Below are 16,277 nucleotides of genomic sequence, written 5' to 3'. Positions count from 1 at the left end.
AAATTCCAAGGAAGCCCCATGCCCCGCGCCGCCGTTATTCAGCTCTTTCACGAAGCCAACGCGTTTACGCCGGTCAAGGCGAATTACGATGGATTTCTCTCAGCACAGTATTTTTGTGGCGAAGATGTGCGGCGAGAATTCGGCTCAACCAGCAACTGGCTGGGCGGTGTAACGGAAGCGCTTGATGAAGCTGGCTATGACATTGCTTACGGCGTTTGCACCGGATGCCTTCCGGGTGGAACGCTCGAGGCAGAAGGTTATCACCGTCTCGTGGCAGAAATTATTCAGTCGCTAGAAGACATTGCAGCAACGGCGCCCGTAGACGTCGTAGCGCTTCTGTTGCACGGCGCTCTGGTGGTTGAGGGCGTCTCCACGCCTGAGACAGATCTTGCCCGAAAGGTACGTGCAATTGTTGGCCCTCATGTCCGCATAGCCGTACCGCTCGATTTTCATGCCAATGTCGAACCGACGCTGCCGCATGTTGTCGATGTGGTGATAGGTGGCAAACTATACCCACATTCTGACACTCATGCGCGCGGCAAAAAATTGATGCAGTTGGCGCTTGACCCTGTGAGCTGGCGGACACGGCGCTTCCGCTTGCCAGTAGCAGCACCCATGAGCGCACAAACCAGCGATGCAGAGCCATTCAAAAGCCTGGTCGCACTATCCAATGACATCGAACACCGTGATGGGCTTGCCGATGTCGTTGTAATGGGCGGCTTTCCCTATGTGGATTCCGATGATGTTGGAAGCTCTGTTCTTGTAACAGGCACCGACGAAGAAGCCATGAAACAGGCCTATCGCGATATGGCAGAGGTCATCTGGCAAAAGCGCGAAGCGATTACCCGTCCCGCACCTTCATTCAATGCAATAGCGCCGGAGATCTATGATCGTGCCACCAAAGGACGTGTGGTCATTGGTGACGCCGGCGATAACCCCGGTTCAGGCGGGGTTGCTAATGTCGCCGATATTTTTGCAAGTCTTTCTGCGCAGGATCTGCCATTCGCAGCTGGTTTCATGATTGATGGCGAAGCGGTCTTGGCCGCGCAGGCGATTGGTGAGGGCAATCGCGGCAAAATCGCCATGGGGCGCTTGCAAAGTGGGGAGCCGTTCGTTGTCGATGCGCTTGTGGAACGCATCGCGGATGTTCGTTATCGCAATGAAGGCGCCAATCTGCATGGCGAACTGCTAGAGGGCGGTCTGGGCGCTGTTCTTCGTGTCCGCGATCACGGTCATATCGTTCTCGTCACCGAGCGCATTCAGGCCTATGACACGCAGGCTTTCCGTAGTCTGGGTATCAATCTCGAAAGCAAGGCGATCATTCACGTCAAATCGAGCAACCATTTCCGCACATCATTTACGCCGCTTGCAGAACAAGGTGTTTTTGTCGTCGACAGCGGCGGTTATGCTTCGACGGATGCGACCAAGTTCCCTTTCACAAAACGTGCTACCCGCATTCTTCCGCTTGCGTCATTCGACAAGAGCGAATGGGACCGTCAGGTCGCTGAAGAATGCGAGATTGCATTTCAGATCTTATGAAGAATAGCTTTTAACGATTTCACCACCTTTAATGACGAACTGGAGATGCTTGGCAAAGCTTTCCAGAACACCCTTATCCAGCGGATTGGCTGAGAGGACATTGAGATCGGCGCGGTAATTTTCCTTAACGTGGCCGATTTCATTCTCAAGCCGCACCAATTCCGCCGCCGTACTCGTTGCCGCACGAAGCAGGTCAAGCGGTGGTACAACGTCAGCACGCAAGGCAAACTCATGCAGCTGGCGCGAATGCATTGGCCCGATCAGATCGGTGCCATATGCCATCGGCACCCCCGCGCGATAGGCAAGTTCGACAGCATAAAGGCCCGAATCGAGCACCAGCCTGATCTTGTCCATCCGGTCTTTTGGGAAACCGCTTTCCGCGCCCACTTCCGCCAGCGCCCGGAAGCAAGAGAGCGTCGGCGTCAGGAAACTCCCAGCCTGCTTCATCAGCGCGACAGTCTCTTCATCAAGAAGATTACCATGCTCGATTGAACGCACACCGTTACGCACAGCGCGTGCAACCGAACGGGCGGTATAGGTATGTGACACGACATAAAGATCAGCCATATTGGCTTCATCGACGATTGCCGCAATTTCATCTTCCGAAAACTGATCCGAAGTGATGCGGTCGGTTGGGGAAGAAATACCACCATTAGCCATAATCTTAATGTGGTGCGCGCCGCGCCTGATCTCATCACGCGCTGCTCGGCGAACCTCATCAACACCATCGCAGCGCCTACCAAGGCTGACCTGCGCATAGGTTTCGTCAGTCCGATCCACACCCATGGCGCGATGATCGCCATGACCACCACTGGCTGAAAGCGCCTTGCCCCCGTAAAGAAGTCGCGGTCCCGAAATCAGCCCTTCCTCGACCGATTGTGCGAGACCAAAATCAGCACCACCGACATCACGCACAGTCGTGAAGCCACGAGAGAGCATTCCGTCCAGCACCTTTGCCGCACATGCTGCCACATACATCGGCGATTGACGCGGCAGCTCGCCCAGATTTGCAGTGTAGGCTGTTGCATGGACATGGGCATCAATCAGCCCCGGAATAACGAATGCACCTTTAAGATTAACCCGGTTTGCCTCGGAGTGTGGCAATTTTTCTTCGCTCACCTCGCGAATGAAACCATTCTCCAGAACAAGGCGCTGATCGGGGAGCACCTTGCCATTTTCAACGTCGACGACATTGGCATTTTCGATAATCGTAATCACTGCAATCTGTTCCTGTGATGAGACCTGGAAACTGCAAAAGCCGGACTGCACGACAGTCCGGCTTCAAGGCTTCTCGATCCGTTTACTTTTCCGACCAGCCGACGCGGTTAAGGAAGAGGTTCTCATTTGGCAGGGGCGCGAATTCCACATTCTTTGCCGCACCGTAAAGCACTGATGCCTGATAAAGCGGAATGATATAGTTCTCTGCGGCTACGATCTCGTGGACGGACTTGTAGAGTTCGAGACGACGTTCTGGGTTGATGACTGTTCGCGCCTCGTCCAGTGCTTTGTCGAGACGCTCATCCTTGATCGTCGACCAGCTGCTCGAAGAATGCAGAAGCGGATAGAGCGTGCCATCGGCATCCTGACAGCCACAGCTCCAGCGGCCAAAGGCCGCCGAAGGGATCGTATCGGCACCAGACTGCATCTGCTGCATCCAGTTGCCCATATCGGTGGTAGCAATTTTGACGTTGAGGCCGACATCATTCAGCATCTGTTGGAGGGCCTGCACGACACGCTGATCATAGGTCGGCGTGGTGAGCAGAGTGATTTCGGTTTTGGCCGCATCACCAACTTCCGCCACCAGCTCCCTGGCTTTCTCAGGGTTATATTCTGGAGCCTTTATGCCCTCAACAAACCCAAATGAAACCGGAGACGTGAGCTCGTCAATCGGAGCATCATAACCACCCAGAATGCCCTCGACGATGCCCTGTTTATCAATGGCATGGGCAATTGCCAGACGAATGCGAGGATCATCAAGCGGTGCTTTGTTGATGTTGAGCGAGAAGAAAGCAATGCGCTCACCGCGAACCGGCAATACCTTGCCCTGCCCCGATGCTTCCAGTTGAGCGGCAAGATCATTATCGAGATTGCTTGCGAGATCAGCCGTTCCGGCCTGTAAGTTAGCAATGCGGGTTGAACCATCTGGAACGGCTCGGAAGGCCACTTTCGGGAATTCACCCTTCGTGCCCCAATACTCGTCATTGCGCGCGAGCAGTACTTCAACGCCACGGTTCCAGTTCTCGAGCTTGTAAGGACCAGAGCCCACAGGCTTGACGTTGAACTCATCCTTGCTGACCTTCTCCACCACATGTTTTGGTACGATGGAAAGCTTCGTCAACTGTGCAAGCAGAACAGGATAAGGGCCCTTGGTGGTAACAACGACAGTCGTATCATCCTTGGCAACCGCATCACTGATTTGATTGAACTGGCCAATCTGTGGGCTGGCGAATGCCGGGTCGATAATACGTTTGATGCTGAAGGCAACGTCCGCAGCGGTCAGTGGTGTGCCATCGTGGAACTTCACATCGTTGCGGATTTTGAATTCGACTTCCGCATCGGAAAGATATTTCCACTCAGTGGCGATTTGCGGAGCGATCTCACCTTTATCGTCACGCGTCAGCAGATTGTCGAAAATATTGCGATAGACATTGAAGCTGTCGGTATTCCACTGCACATGCGGATCAAGTGAGCTCGGCTCAGCAATGAAATCCACCGCCAGCAGGTCCTTCGCGCTAGCACTATGTGGCTGAACAGCGAGTGCTGTCGCGGCAAGCAGCGCGGCGAAGAGTGCGTTTTTAAAGCGCATCGAGTTTTCTCCCGTAGGGTTCCCCGGTTTTTCCGATTGAACGATAAGCAGATTGCAACCCAAAAATACAATTTGACATCTCAGTTTTTTGTTTTGCAATATTAATATCAAATACTGTCACTTTACGGGAAATCGTGCAACCAGCGCATTTTCTAAATCTGCATGCAATTGAAAAATGCCATTTCAATTTTGTGCATCGAAGAGAAACAGTTGATTTATGGGAATTGTAGAGGCAACATGCTCCTGTTTCCTCTGGAGAGCGATACGGAGATAAATTCTTCACTCCGGTGATCCGGAAAAGAAAATCTGTTCTTTTCTTTAGCATAGAGAAATTTCAAAATATGAAACTGAGAGGTCAGTTATAAATGTTGGATAACGATGCCTATACATCGCCTGTATCGCTCGAGGGCAAGGGAGATCTGGCGGAAAAGGCACTGCGAAATGCGATTGTAAACTGTGTTCTCGCGCCGGGTGAACGGCTGTCGGAATCCGCACTTGCAACCGAATTCGCACTGGGACGCGGTGCACTGCGTTCGGCACTCGCGCGCCTTAAAGCGAGTGGGCTGGTATCGTCGTCAGCGCGAAGCGGCTGGGTTGTCACTCCAATTTCTGCGGGCGAAATCCGCGAATTGAGTGCGGCGCGGCGACATCTGGAGCCATTGCTTTTCGTAGCGGTACTGGATGAGGCGTCTATTCAGCGGCTGAATGCGCTGGGTGAAATGCATCTTGCACTCACACAGCGCAATGAACTTGGCGGCGATATCCTTCCGACCATTCGCCGCTATGAGCGCGAAATTTTGGAATTGTTCGCCAACCGGCTCAATATGCCGATTGTTGCAGGCTGGCTGACCGACCTTTGGGATCGTGCCGTACGTCTGGTTAACTTCTTTGAGAAGACCGGGCGCGTCAGACTGATCCCCGCCAACCGTTCGCTGTTGATCCGTGCGATTGTCGAGGGGCGAAAGAGCGAAGCGCTGGAACTGTTTGGCGCGGCCAACACCGCGCTCGAAACTTATCTGCTCGACCGCTTCCTTGAATCGGAAGCAATGGTCAGCGCAAAACCCGCCCGCCGCAACGCGGGCAAAAGCAAAACCGGGAAACAACCTCGTCCAGAATCACATTTGGATAAACCAGGGGCATTATAGATATGGAAGTAGTGAGCCGTTCGATCCGTTCCGTCATTGCAGGCCTCGTTCTGGCCTGTTCACCGCTTACAATGACTGCAGCCTTTGCCAAGGATCAGCTCGTCATTGATCTTGTGAACGAGCCGTCATCGCTCGACCCGCACAAGCAATGGAACCCGGACAGCTACTACGTCTATCGCAATGTTTTCGACAATCTGGTCACGCGCACTGATGTCGGCGAAATCGCGCCGCAGATTGCCACTGAATGGAAATATAATTCCGACACGGAAATCGTCTTCAAGCTACGCGATGATGTGAAATTTCATGATGGCTCGCCACTGACGGCGAAGGATGTTGCGTTCAGCATCAACCGCATCATCAACCCGGCCTTCGCAAGTCCACAGCTTGGCCAGTTTAATAAGATCGTATCGGCAGAAGCCACCGGCGATAACGAAGTCACTGTGAAGACCGACGGTGCTTATCCAGCGCTTCTGGCACAACTCGTCAAACTCTCCATCGTTCCGGAAAAGGTTGTTGAAGCAAAAGGCAACGACGCCTTCAATGCGGCTCCTGTCGGCTCCGGCCCTTATAAGTTCGTGAACTGGCAGCGCGGCGTTGCGGTTACGCTGGAACGCAATGACGACTATTGGGGCGAAAAGGGCGCGTTCAAAACTGCCGAATTCCGTGCTGTTCCCGATGCGGCCACCCGCATCGCCAATCTGCAATCGGGCACAACCGATCTTGCGGTTGGACTTGATGCAGATCTCGCAGCTCAGATCGAAGGTTCTGCCAATGCCAAGCCATTGTCAGTCCTTACAGAGCGTGTGGGCTATGTAAAGCTTAACCCGAACCTTCCTCCATTCGATGATAAACGGGTTCGTGAAGCCGTTGCTCGTGCAATCGATAAGGAAGCGATTACCGAAGGGCTGCTTGGAGGCGTTGATAAACCAGTCGCACAAATGGCGACGCCCGCACATTTTGGCTATGTCGAAGGCATTGAGGGCTATGCTTACGATCTGGAAAAGGCCAAGCAGCTTATCAAGGATGCAGGCGCAACCGGTAAGGCAGTGAATTTTGCTACCGCCCCAACATTCGACCAGCGCATCGTGCAGGCAGTGGCGCAGATGGTCGGCGAAACGGGGCTTACCGTCAATATCGAGATGACCGATATGGCGACCTATCTGAAGAGCGCGCAGAGTGAACCGAAAAGCCAGCCTGCCATCGCTTTCGGTCGCTGGTCTTGCGCCTGTCAGGATGCGGACGGAGTGCTCTTCCCGCTGCTTCATTCATCAAGCTCGTGGTCATCCACGAACAATCCGGAAATCAACAAGGCGCTGGAAGCCGCACGCGGCACGCTGGACGAAAAGACCCGCCTTGAGAACTACAAGACCGTCAGCACTTTCGTAGCCGAGGAAGTGCCGCTTGTGCCGCTTTATCAGGCCGCGATCATCTATGGCGCAGCAAAACAGCTTCAGTGGAAACCGACGGCCAATGAAAGCCTCTTCCTGAACCGGATGAGCTGGCAGGACTAGAGCACCAAAGGTCGGCGTATAACTGCGCCGACCTGCAATAAAAATAACAAGGGAACAATACACGCAGTGCCAGCCTTTTTTCTGACCCGCATTGTGCAGGCATTGATCGCCATTCTTGGCGTCATAACGCTTATTTTCTTTCTGCAACGTCTTGCGGGAGACCCTGTTCTGTTGCTCGTTCCGCAGAATGCAACTCAGGCTGATATCGAAGCGATGCGCACAGCGCTCGGCTTTGATCGGCCGCTTGCCGTTCAGTATCTCGAATATCTGCGCGGCTTGCTGACGTTCGATCTCGGTCGTTCCTATGTGCAGAATGTTTCGGTCTGGACACTGATTGCGAGCCGCCTGCCTTATACGCTCATGCTCGCCGGAGGCGCGCTTCTGGTTGCCGTGGGGCTTGGCATTCCGCTTGGTGTCATCATGGCCGTGCGCCGTGGAAGAGCGGAATCAAAGGCCATTATGGGCTTTGTACTTGCGGGCCAATCCATGCCAACATTCTGGAGCGCGATCCTGATGATCATGGTCTTCGCGGTCTGGCTTGGATGGCTGCCACCTTCCGGTGCGCGTGACTGGCCGAGCCTCATCATGCCGTCCGTGGCACTCGGTCTCCTCTCCATGGCGACATTTGCGCGTGTGGCACGCACAGCTGTACTCGATGAACTTGAAAAAGATTATGTGCGCACCGCTCATGCCAAGGGCGTACCGATAACGCGCATCGTCATACGCCATCTGCTGCGCAACGCATCCATTCCGGTTGTGACCGTTGCAGCACTTGAGATTGCCAACCTTCTGGCAGGTGCAGTGATCGTCGAAACCGTATTCGCATGGCCCGGTCTGGGGCAGTTGACCGTGCAGGCGATTGCTGCACGCGATTTCATGCTGGTGCAGGGGGTTGTTCTGCTCGGCGCGGTCACCGCAATTGCACTCAATCTCATCGCCGACGTGCTCTATAGTATTATCGACCCACGCATTCGCATGGGAGGTCATTCATGACGTCCCTCACTTCATCGACCAGCACATTCATCAAATGGTCGAAGAAACTGCCATTATCGGTTTCACCTTTTCTGGCGATATTGATCCTCCTGATCCTGATAGCGATTTTTGCGCCATTCTTCGCACCGATGGACCCCAACAAGCAGAACCTGCTTGCGCGCCTCAAAGCGCCGGGCTTTGAGAGCCGTGGCATCGTCTATTATCTTGGTTCCGATGAGCTGGGGCGCGATGTTTTAAGCCGGCTGATTTACGGTGCACGTATTTCGCTGCTGGTGGCTATTTCCTCAGTCGTTCTTTCCGGAATTCTGGGAAGCATCCTTGGTATGGTTGCAGCCTTTTATCGCGGCTGGACAGAGACCATCATCATGCGGCTGGTCGATATGGTCTTGTCGGTCCCAGCCATTCTTCTGGCAATCATCACGGTTGCGATCCTCGGGCCGAGTCTCGCCAATGTCGTCATCGTCCTCGCCCTCACCCGCTGGCCGCGCTATGCGCGTGTTGCCTATGGACAGACACTTTCGGTGGCCAATATGCCCTATGTCCGCCTGTCACGTTTCATGGGAGCTGGATGGTTACGCCTTTTGTGGCGGCATATTCTGCCCAATATCGCTGGCGCGCTTATTGTCGTTGCCACGCTTGAATTCGGGTTGATGGTCCTGTTTGAGGCCGGATTGTCTTTCCTTGGATTGGGCGTGCAGCCACCGACCGCAAGCTGGGGAGCGATGCTTTCGACCGGACGCAACTACGTCGCTTCCGCATGGTGGATCGCGACTTTTCCGGGCCTCGCTTTGTTCCTGCTTGTCCTCTCCATCAACCTTATCGGCGATCATATCCGCGACCGGCTCGATCCGCGCGGCAGATAGGAGTTTTATCCGTGAATTTCGAGAATGAATTCAAAGGCAAAAAAGTTATCGTAACAGGCGCTGGCGGCATTATTGGCGCATGGATCGCCGCGGCTTTTGCGCAGGAAGGCGCAATCCTCTGCCTTACCGATCAGGATCAGACAAAGCTTGATGCCCGCATCGCGGAACTGCCCGGCGAGGGCCATTTCGGCATTGTCTCAGACCTTACTGATGCAGCTTCTATCACGAGCTTTGCGGACGCGGTTGCGACACGCTGGAGCGCGCCGGATATTCTCATCAACAATGCGGGCATATATCCTTCAGGATTCCTGCTCGATATTTCGCTGGAAGACTGGGACCGCATCATGGGTGTCAACCTGCGCGCTCCATTCCTGCTGTCTCAACTTTTCGCAAAACAGATGGTCGACACCGAAACTGCGGGTTCCATCGTCAATATATCATCAGGTGCGGCACGCAAGATGCGTACCACGGTCGTCCCTTATTGCACCTCCAAGACAGCACTTGATCGCCTGACCAAAGGCTTTGCGCTTGAGCTTGCCGAATATGGCATTCGCGTCAATGCGGTCGAACCGGGTTTTGCCGCCGGAAGCGATGTCAGCGCCTTGTCCGATGAGCATGTGAAGACTGTGACTTCGTCGATACCGCTTGGACGTGCTTCTTCCGCACCCGATGTCGCATCTGCAGTCCTCTATGTGACATCATCGGCCGCCGCTTATGTCACTGGCGCCACCCTGACTGTGGACGGCGGCAACTCCATCGGTTCGCTTGCCGTATTTCAGCAGAAGAAGAAGGCGCTATGACCGAAGGACTAAACGCCAAATCGCCCTGGCCCAACTATCAGTGGCCGTCTGGAAAGCAATCAGCGACACTCCTGTCCGTCGATGTGGATGCGCAGGTGCCGTTCATGTGGGCGCATCGCGATGGCCTTCCTGATCGACTGGCTACGCTCGAAATCCGTAACTTCGGACCGCGCACCGGGCTTTATCGGCTGATTGACCTTTTCGCACGCTACCACGTGAAAGCCAGTTTTTATGTCCCGGGATTAACCGCAGAAACCAATCCGGAAATCCTGCCCACACTCATCGAGGCGGGGCATGAAGTTGGCCTTCACGGCTATTTTCATGAGATTGTCGCCGATGTGACGGATGCAGAATTCACCGGCGCGCTGGAAGCAAGCATAGAACTGTTCGTCAAACAGACTGGCAAGAAACCAGTCGGCTTTCGTTCCCCTGCATGGGAAATCACGCCGCATATGCTGCGCGAGATCAAGCGGGTGGGATTGGCTTATGACTCCTCACTCTCCGGCTTCGATCACCCCTATGAGATTGATGGCATCACGGAAATTCCAGTCCAGTGGGCGACCGACGATGCCATTTTCTTCAAGTTTGAAGGTGGCGGACGCGACAAGTGGCCGTTTCAATCCGGGCAAGCAATATTGCGCGACTGGATTTCTGAATGGCGCACACTTCATCGCTTTGGCGGGTTGTTTACGCTGACTGTGCATGACTGGATTTCAGGTCGCGCGCAGCGCATCGCCCTTCTGGAGGAACTGCTCGACAACATCACCAGCCAAAAAGACGCGTGGGTCACAACGGCGGCAGAAATTGCGGCACACCATGCATCATCCGCCAATGTAGGGCGCTTTGCTGTCGAAGCGAAAATACCCGACTCTATCGGAAACCGTAGATTTGGACAGACGAATGGCTGAGAGCTGGGCAATCCAGAAAAAGCAAATCCGTAGCGAAGGCGGCATGGTCGCCTGCCAGAACTGGCTCGCAGCTGAGGCGGGTGCTGCGGTCTTGCGTCGTGGTGGCAATGCCATGGATGCCGCAGTCACGACGGCGCTTGTCTTGAGTGTAGTAGAGCCCTGGCTTTCCGGTATCGGCGGTGGAGGTTTTCTCTTGCACGCTGATGGCAAAGACGGAAGCGTCGATGCGCTTGATTTCAACGTCACGTCGCCACGCAATATTGATCCAAACGACTATCCGCTTGCCCCGGGCAGCGATGGCGACTGGTTCAACTGGCCCAAAGTTGTCGACGACCAAAATCTCATAGGCTACAGCTCCATATGTGTGCCGGGCGCAATTGCGGGATTGTCATCTGCACTGGAACGCTTTGGCTCAATCAGCTTCGCCGATGCGCTGGTGCCTGCAATCGATCGTGCCCGGCATGGATTGCAAATCGACTGGTTCACCACGCTTTGCCTCGCCATCGACACCGAAGGACTGAACCGCTTTCCCGCATCAAGCGCACTGTTTCTTGACAATGGCCGTGCGCCGCGCGTTCCTGAAACCGGTTCGCCGCGTAGCATTCCAATGCCCAAAAAAGCCGCGATGCTGGAGCGGCTGGCAGAAGCAGGCGCGCGCGACTTCTACGAAGGACAAATCGCCGAAAAGCTCATTGCCGATTTGCGCGCTGGTGGCAGCCTCATCGACAAGGACGATCTGCGCAACTTCCAGCCTGAGTGGAAAAAGCCACTCACTGTTGATTATCGCGATACTACTGTTCACGCTATGCCAGGGCTTTCCGGTGGACCAACACTCGCACGCGTTCTTGAAGAACTCGACAGAACATTGCCGCAGGAAGATGCCCTTTCGGGGAAAACCGCGCTCGCCTTTGCGCGAGCCATTCGCCGCGCATCCGAAGAACGGCTTCGTACACTCGGACATGGCAGCAGCGGCGAAAGCTGCACAACACATATCAGCGTTGTTGATCGTGATGGAACCATGGTTTCGCTCACCAACACGCTGTTGTCGCGCTTCGGTTCGAAAGTCGTTGTGCCCTCGCTCGATCTTCTCATGAACAATGGCATGATGTGGTTCGACCCGCGCCCCGGGCAACCAAACTCCATAGCGGCTGGTGTGAAGCCGCTTGCAAACATGTGCCCGATCATTGCAAGCAAAAATGGTCAGCCCCATATCGCGCTGGGAGCTGCAGGTGGGCGTCAGATCATGCCAGCCGTCGCTCAGATACTGTCCTATATAGACGTGTTCGGCCTTTCGCCAGAAGAGGCATTTCATGCACCGCGTATCGATGCAAGCGGCGTAAAGCTTCGCGTTAGTGAACGCGCGCAGCCCGATGTGGCAGCGCGTTTAAGTGAAGAATTTCCGGTCGAAATCATCGCCGACACACTCTATCCGGTGAACTTCTCCATTCCTTCCATCGTGATGCGCGAAGACGGCCAGAATATCGGCATGGCTCATCCCTATCATCCATGGGCAGCAGTACGCACGGAGGCGGCATGACGAAACCTGTGCTTACAGTCGATGAACTTGTCGTCCATATTGCAGGCCAACCGGTGGTGGATGGGGTGAGCTTTCAAGTCAATGAAAGCGAAATCCTGTCTGTTGTGGGCGAGTCCGGCTGCGGAAAATCGCTGACGGCCTTCTCCGTCATGGGACTATTGCCCAAGGTAGCAAACATAGCATCTGGACGCATTCTATTCGGCGAGCAGGATCTTGTCAGTGCGCCTGAAAAGACCAAACGCGACTTGCGCGGTAATGGCCTCGCAATGATCTTTCAGGAGCCGGTCGCATCGCTCAATCCACTGATGAAAATTGGCCGACAGATCGAAGAAAGCCTTGTCGTACACCGCGATCTGAGTGGCAAGAAAGCGCGCCACGCAGCCATTGCCATGCTCGAAGAAGTGGGAATTCCAGAACCTGAAATTCGCTTCGGACAATATCCTTTCGAACTGTCAGGCGGCATGTGCCAGCGCGCTATGATTGCCATGGCCCTGATCTGCCGTCCTCGCCTTCTGATCGCGGATGAGCCTACGACAGCTCTCGACGTGACCATTCAGGCGCAGATACTCGACCTCATGAAAAAGCTGCGCGACGAGACGGGAACAGCAATCCTGCTCATCACGCACGACATGGGAGTTGTCGCCGATATGGCCGATCGTGTGGCGGTGATGTATGCAGGCCGCGTCATCGAACAGGCGCCCGTCGATGCGATTTTCTCCCGGCAGGAGCATCCTTACACAAAGCTGCTGCTCTCAACCATTCCACGTCTCGAAGGCGAACCGAAAACCCATCTTCCGACGATTGAAGGCATTGTGCCTGATATCGGCTCATGGCCTAATGGTTGCCGTTTCGCGCCACGCTGTCCGATCTCGGAAGATCAATGCAGGACGCATGTACCGCCGCTTTCAGCGCGCATGGATGTTGGCGCAGCGGCCTGCTGGCGCTCGCAACAAGTGGGAGCGCTGGTATGAGTGACATGTTGCTGTCCGTTGAAAATCTTAAAGTTCATTATCCCATTCGCGGCGGTCTGCTGGGCCGTGCCGTCAACTTTGTGAAAGCCGTTGATGGCGTCGATCTTGAGATTGGCCGTGGAGAAAGCGTGGCACTGGTCGGTGAGTCTGGTTGTGGTAAATCCACGCTCGGCACAGCTATCCTTGGCATGACCAGAGCGACATCCGGCAATATCAGCTTTGATGGGAAACCAGTCACGCATGGTCTATCTGAAACAATACGCGGGCTTTCGCGTGATATTCAGATCGTGTTTCAGGATCCTGCATCGGCACTTAATCCGAAATTGACGATTGGCGAGAGCATTGCCGAGCCACTGGCTATACACAATATCGGCACAGCATCTGAACGGCGTGCCCGCGTTGCAGAACTACTCAAACTCGTAGGCTTGCATCCTGAACACGCGCTCAGAAAGCCAGGTGCATTTTCAGGCGGACAAAGGCAGCGCATCGTGATTGCCAGAGCACTGGCACTTAATCCCAAGCTGATGATTTTGGATGAGCCGGTTTCAGCGCTCGATGTTTCGATCCGCTCGCAGATACTCAACCTGCTTCTCGACCTTCAACGCCAGTTCGGACTGTCATATCTATTCATCAGCCATGATCTCTCGGTTGTCAGACATTTTGCTGACCGTGTAGCCGTCATGTATCTGGGGCGGATCGTAGAGGCGGGCAAAACGTCCGAAGTCTTCAATCAGCCGGAACATCCTTACACTGAAGCACTGATCTCAGCCATTCCACTGCCTGATCCTGTGGCCCAGCGTCAGCGCAAACGCATCGTTTTACGTGGCGATCTGCCAAGTCCCGCCAATCCGCCGAAGGGCTGCAGCTTCTCCACACGATGCCCCATCGCAGTTGCAGAATGCCATCAAACCCCGCCATTGCTCGTTGAAAGAAGCGCAACACGCCGCCTCGCTTGCTATGTTCGCGCGGCATGAAACGCACCGCCTGCCAAGGCGGTGCAAAACGTTTGCGATGCATATGAGAACTCTTGCAATTTAAACATGAGTATAATAGTTAAGTTTTGCACTCAGGCTGCGAAAGTTATGCATCATGTACTGGTTCAATGTTTCACTCACGGCTTTTGCGGCCTGCGTTGTCGGATTTGCAGCTATAACATTTATGCTATTGCGCGTCCGCCAAAGCACACGATATGTGCATAGCTATTCATTAGTTTGTATATTTTTTTATTTGATAAGTTATACTAACAAAGCATTCAATCAGAACGCGTGGAAGCACGTTTCAGCAGACCAGATTGCTCAAAGGGATTGAAATTGAGTAGACCGACTATCATAAGCTTATCATCGATACCTTCGCGTTTTCATCTGATACAGCCAACCCTAAAGTCTCTTTTATCTCAGAATTTAAAAGCCCACGAAATTAGGCTTTATATACCGGAGACATACCGCCGCTTTCCCGATTGGGATGGAACACTGCCGGTTGTGCCGAAGGGCGTAACTATCTGCCATTGTGATCAGGATTATGGCCCCGCGACGAAAGTCCTTCCCGCCGCCAGGGACCTGAAGGGACAGGATGTCGATATTCTGTTCTGCGACGACGACAAGATTTATGATCGAGGCTGGCATGCACGCTTTAAAAGCGAAGCGGCCAAGAAACCGAACACTTGTATTATTGAGGTAGGCGAAACATTCCCGGACATATCCGATGATTACCGCCCATCCGACAGGCTCCCACGCAGCCGTTGGAAACACAAAGACTCTATTTACAGAGTGAAACGGATACTCTGTCTTTTTACCATCAAGCCTAACCTGACCTCCCCGGGATATGTCGATCAGATTTCCGGTTTTGCTGGTGTGCTTGTTCGCCCAGAATGGTTCGATGAACTCTTCTACGATATTCCCGACGTGATGTGGACTGTAGATGATCCATGGATTTCCGGACATTTGGAACGCGTGGGCATTCCAATCTGGAATACTGGAAAGCGACGCCACCTTCGTGAAGGCGAAGGAAGCAGAGTGGATGCACTGCTTAATCTGGTTCAGGAAGGGCATGACCGTATTGAGGCCGATCTCCTTGTCATCGATTATTTCCGCGAAAAGTATGGCATCTGGCAGAAGGGCGGCAAGATTGATCCCGAGACAAATTTGCGTACTACATCCATGTTTGAGATGCTGAGACGAAGAGAACTTGAACTTGTGGAATCCAATAAGGCTAACTGACTAGCGCATCGTTGATACGATGATTTCAGTTCGGTTATATCCAAACCATCGACTACCCAACGGCTCGACATTGGCGAGAGTCTCGATTAAGATTTTTGACACCAAGGGGAGTCCCGCAAGGGGCTGAGATACGGCTGGCAAGCGCAGCGCCGTGACCCTTCGAACCTGATCCGGATCATGCCGGCGAAGGGATGGGGAGTTTAAGCCAGCCTTTTGCCGGCCTCATTGCGAGGCCGTATAATGCAGAATGTATGCGGTCTCGCTACCAGCAGAAAGGTAGCACTATGACTGAACACTTCTCTCAAACACTGAAGCAAGCAAGCGAGCCATTGTGGACGCAGGCCGTTGAGCATTCTTTCGTCAAAGAGCTCTGTGCTAGCACCCTTTCGGATATATCGATGGTATCCTATCTGGTTCAGGATCATCGTTTTCTCGACAGTTTTCTCACTTTGTTGGGTGCGGCAATGGCCACAGCCGATACATTTGAGGCGCGGCTGCGCTTTGGCCGCTTTGCTGGAATGGTATCCGGAGAAGAAAACACCTATTTCCTCCGTGCTTTTGCAGCACTCAATGTGAATGAAGAGGCACGCGCAAATACCCCCGATACCGAACCAACCATTGGGTTCAAAGCAATCATGCGTGAAGCTGCTACCACGCGCTCCTATGGTGCAATACTCTCAGTTCTCAACGCTGCTGAAGGTCTTTATCTCGATTGGGCATCGCGCGCGCCCTCGCCGCTTCCAAATAATTTCGTCCATGCAGAATGGATCACACTACACGACAATCCCCATTTCCGGGAATTTGTAAGTTTCCTCAAATCCGAACTGGATCGGGTTGGTCCAGCGCAACCCGAAATATGTCGAGACTTTTTTCTCCGCGCTGTCCATCTCGAACTTGAGTTTTTCGAGGTGAATTATCGCTTCGGCAAATAACACCAATAAGAAACGGCGGGCTTTGCCCGCCGCAACATTTTCGACATACCCTCACA

14 protein-coding genes and 1 riboswitch are annotated in these 16,277 nt (G+C 53.8%); of the genes, 12 read left to right on the top strand and 2 right to left on the bottom strand.

Annotation, left to right across the window (positions count from 1 at the left end):
* The first annotated feature begins 18 nt into the window (after positions 1–18).
* A complete protein-coding gene (locus tag C9380_RS20055; RefSeq protein WP_024898042.1) occupies positions 19–1,539 on the top strand; it encodes a M81 family metallopeptidase in 1,521 nt (506 codons plus the stop codon).
* Here C9380_RS20055 and C9380_RS20050 read toward each other — a convergent pair.
* Positions 1,534–2,757, bottom strand: a complete 1,224-nt coding sequence (locus tag C9380_RS20050; protein WP_084486819.1) for a metal-dependent hydrolase family protein — start codon at positions 2,755–2,757, stop codon at positions 1,534–1,536. The two genes, C9380_RS20055 and C9380_RS20050, sit on opposite strands and share 6 nt — an antisense overlap.
* 82 nt (positions 2,758–2,839) lie before the next feature.
* Positions 2,840–4,345: an ABC transporter substrate-binding protein gene (locus C9380_RS20045; RefSeq protein WP_100556715.1), complete on the bottom strand. Its 1,506-nt coding sequence runs from the start codon at positions 4,343–4,345 to the stop codon at positions 2,840–2,842.
* Positions 4,346–4,710: 365 nt separating this feature from the next.
* Between C9380_RS20045 and C9380_RS20040 the strand changes: the two genes are divergently transcribed.
* From C9380_RS20040 to C9380_RS19990, 11 genes are all read left to right on the top strand, one after another.
* Positions 4,711–5,490 carry a GntR family transcriptional regulator gene (locus tag C9380_RS20040; RefSeq protein WP_128094407.1) on the top strand — a complete coding sequence of 260 codons (780 nt, stop codon included), beginning with the start codon at positions 4,711–4,713 and terminating at the stop codon, positions 5,488–5,490.
* 2 nt (positions 5,491–5,492) lie between these two features.
* Positions 5,493–7,001: an ABC transporter substrate-binding protein gene (locus C9380_RS20035; RefSeq protein ID WP_128094406.1), complete on the top strand. Its 1,509-nt coding sequence runs from the start codon at positions 5,493–5,495 to the stop codon at positions 6,999–7,001.
* 66 nt (positions 7,002–7,067) lie between these two features.
* Positions 7,068–7,994: an ABC transporter permease gene (locus tag C9380_RS20030; protein WP_100556712.1), complete on the top strand. Its 927-nt coding sequence runs from the start codon at positions 7,068–7,070 to the stop codon at positions 7,992–7,994.
* Positions 7,991–8,857: an ABC transporter permease gene (locus C9380_RS20025; protein ID WP_024898048.1), complete on the top strand. Its 867-nt coding sequence runs from the start codon at positions 7,991–7,993 to the stop codon at positions 8,855–8,857. The genes C9380_RS20030 and C9380_RS20025 overlap by 4 nt, the downstream gene beginning before the upstream one ends.
* 11 nt (positions 8,858–8,868) lie before the next feature.
* The gene (locus C9380_RS20020; protein ID WP_128094405.1) at positions 8,869–9,657 is read left to right on the top strand and encodes an SDR family NAD(P)-dependent oxidoreductase; all 789 of its coding nucleotides are present in this window, start codon (positions 8,869–8,871) and stop codon (positions 9,655–9,657) included.
* A complete protein-coding gene (locus tag C9380_RS20015) occupies positions 9,654–10,565 on the top strand; it encodes a polysaccharide deacetylase family protein (protein ID WP_100556710.1) in 912 nt (303 codons plus the stop codon). Before C9380_RS20020 ends, C9380_RS20015 begins: the two co-directional genes overlap by 4 nt.
* A complete protein-coding gene (locus C9380_RS20010) occupies positions 10,558–12,102 on the top strand; it encodes a gamma-glutamyltransferase family protein (protein WP_128094404.1) in 1,545 nt (514 codons plus the stop codon). The genes C9380_RS20015 and C9380_RS20010 overlap by 8 nt, the downstream gene beginning before the upstream one ends.
* A complete protein-coding gene (locus C9380_RS20005; protein ID WP_128094403.1) occupies positions 12,099–13,073 on the top strand; it encodes an ABC transporter ATP-binding protein in 975 nt (324 codons plus the stop codon). The genes C9380_RS20010 and C9380_RS20005 overlap by 4 nt, the downstream gene beginning before the upstream one ends.
* The gene (locus C9380_RS20000) at positions 13,070–14,047 is read left to right on the top strand and encodes an ABC transporter ATP-binding protein (RefSeq protein ID WP_128094402.1); all 978 of its coding nucleotides are present in this window, start codon (positions 13,070–13,072) and stop codon (positions 14,045–14,047) included. Before C9380_RS20005 ends, C9380_RS20000 begins: the two co-directional genes overlap by 4 nt.
* 336 nt (positions 14,048–14,383) lie before the next feature.
* On the top strand, positions 14,384–15,289 hold the full coding sequence (locus C9380_RS19995; protein ID WP_128094484.1) for a glycosyltransferase family 2 protein: 906 nt from the start codon (positions 14,384–14,386) through the stop codon (positions 15,287–15,289).
* 94 nt (positions 15,290–15,383) lie between these two features.
* Positions 15,384–15,498: riboswitch (TPP riboswitch) on the top strand.
* Between the two features lie 42 nt (positions 15,499–15,540).
* Positions 15,541–16,221, top strand: coding sequence for a TenA family protein (locus tag C9380_RS19990; RefSeq protein ID WP_345772262.1), 681 nt, complete (start codon positions 15,541–15,543; stop codon positions 16,219–16,221).
* Positions 16,222–16,277: the final 56 nt, after the last annotated feature.

Source organism: Brucella pituitosa, assembly GCF_003049685.1.
Taxonomy (GTDB): Bacteria; Pseudomonadota; Alphaproteobacteria; order Rhizobiales; family Rhizobiaceae; genus Brucella; species Brucella pituitosa.
The sequence above is the reverse complement of the archived record's forward strand: the minus strand, read 5'-3'. Positions and strand labels throughout refer to the sequence as shown.

Excerpts from the sequence above, each read along its gene's own strand:
- C9380_RS20055 (WP_024898042.1), top strand. The coding sequence starts at position 19 with ATGCCCCGCGCCGCCGTTATTCAGCTCTTTCACGAAGCCAACGCGTTT.
- C9380_RS20045 (WP_100556715.1), bottom strand. The coding sequence starts at position 4,345 with ATGCGCTTTAAAAACGCACTCTTCGCCGCGCTGCTTGCCGCGACAGCA.
- C9380_RS20040 (WP_128094407.1), top strand. The coding sequence starts at position 4,711 with ATGTTGGATAACGATGCCTATACATCGCCTGTATCGCTCGAGGGCAAG.
- C9380_RS20035 (WP_128094406.1), top strand. The coding sequence starts at position 5,493 with ATGGAAGTAGTGAGCCGTTCGATCCGTTCCGTCATTGCAGGCCTCGTT.
- C9380_RS20025 (WP_024898048.1), top strand. The coding sequence starts at position 7,991 with ATGACGTCCCTCACTTCATCGACCAGCACATTCATCAAATGGTCGAAG.
- C9380_RS20015 (WP_100556710.1), top strand. The coding sequence starts at position 9,654 with ATGACCGAAGGACTAAACGCCAAATCGCCCTGGCCCAACTATCAGTGG.
- C9380_RS20010 (WP_128094404.1), top strand. The coding sequence starts at position 10,558 with ATGGCTGAGAGCTGGGCAATCCAGAAAAAGCAAATCCGTAGCGAAGGC.
- C9380_RS20005 (WP_128094403.1), top strand. The coding sequence starts at position 12,099 with ATGACGAAACCTGTGCTTACAGTCGATGAACTTGTCGTCCATATTGCA.
- C9380_RS20000 (WP_128094402.1), top strand. The coding sequence starts at position 13,070 with ATGAGTGACATGTTGCTGTCCGTTGAAAATCTTAAAGTTCATTATCCC.
- C9380_RS19990 (WP_345772262.1), top strand. The coding sequence starts at position 15,541 with ATGCGGTCTCGCTACCAGCAGAAAGGTAGCACTATGACTGAACACTTC.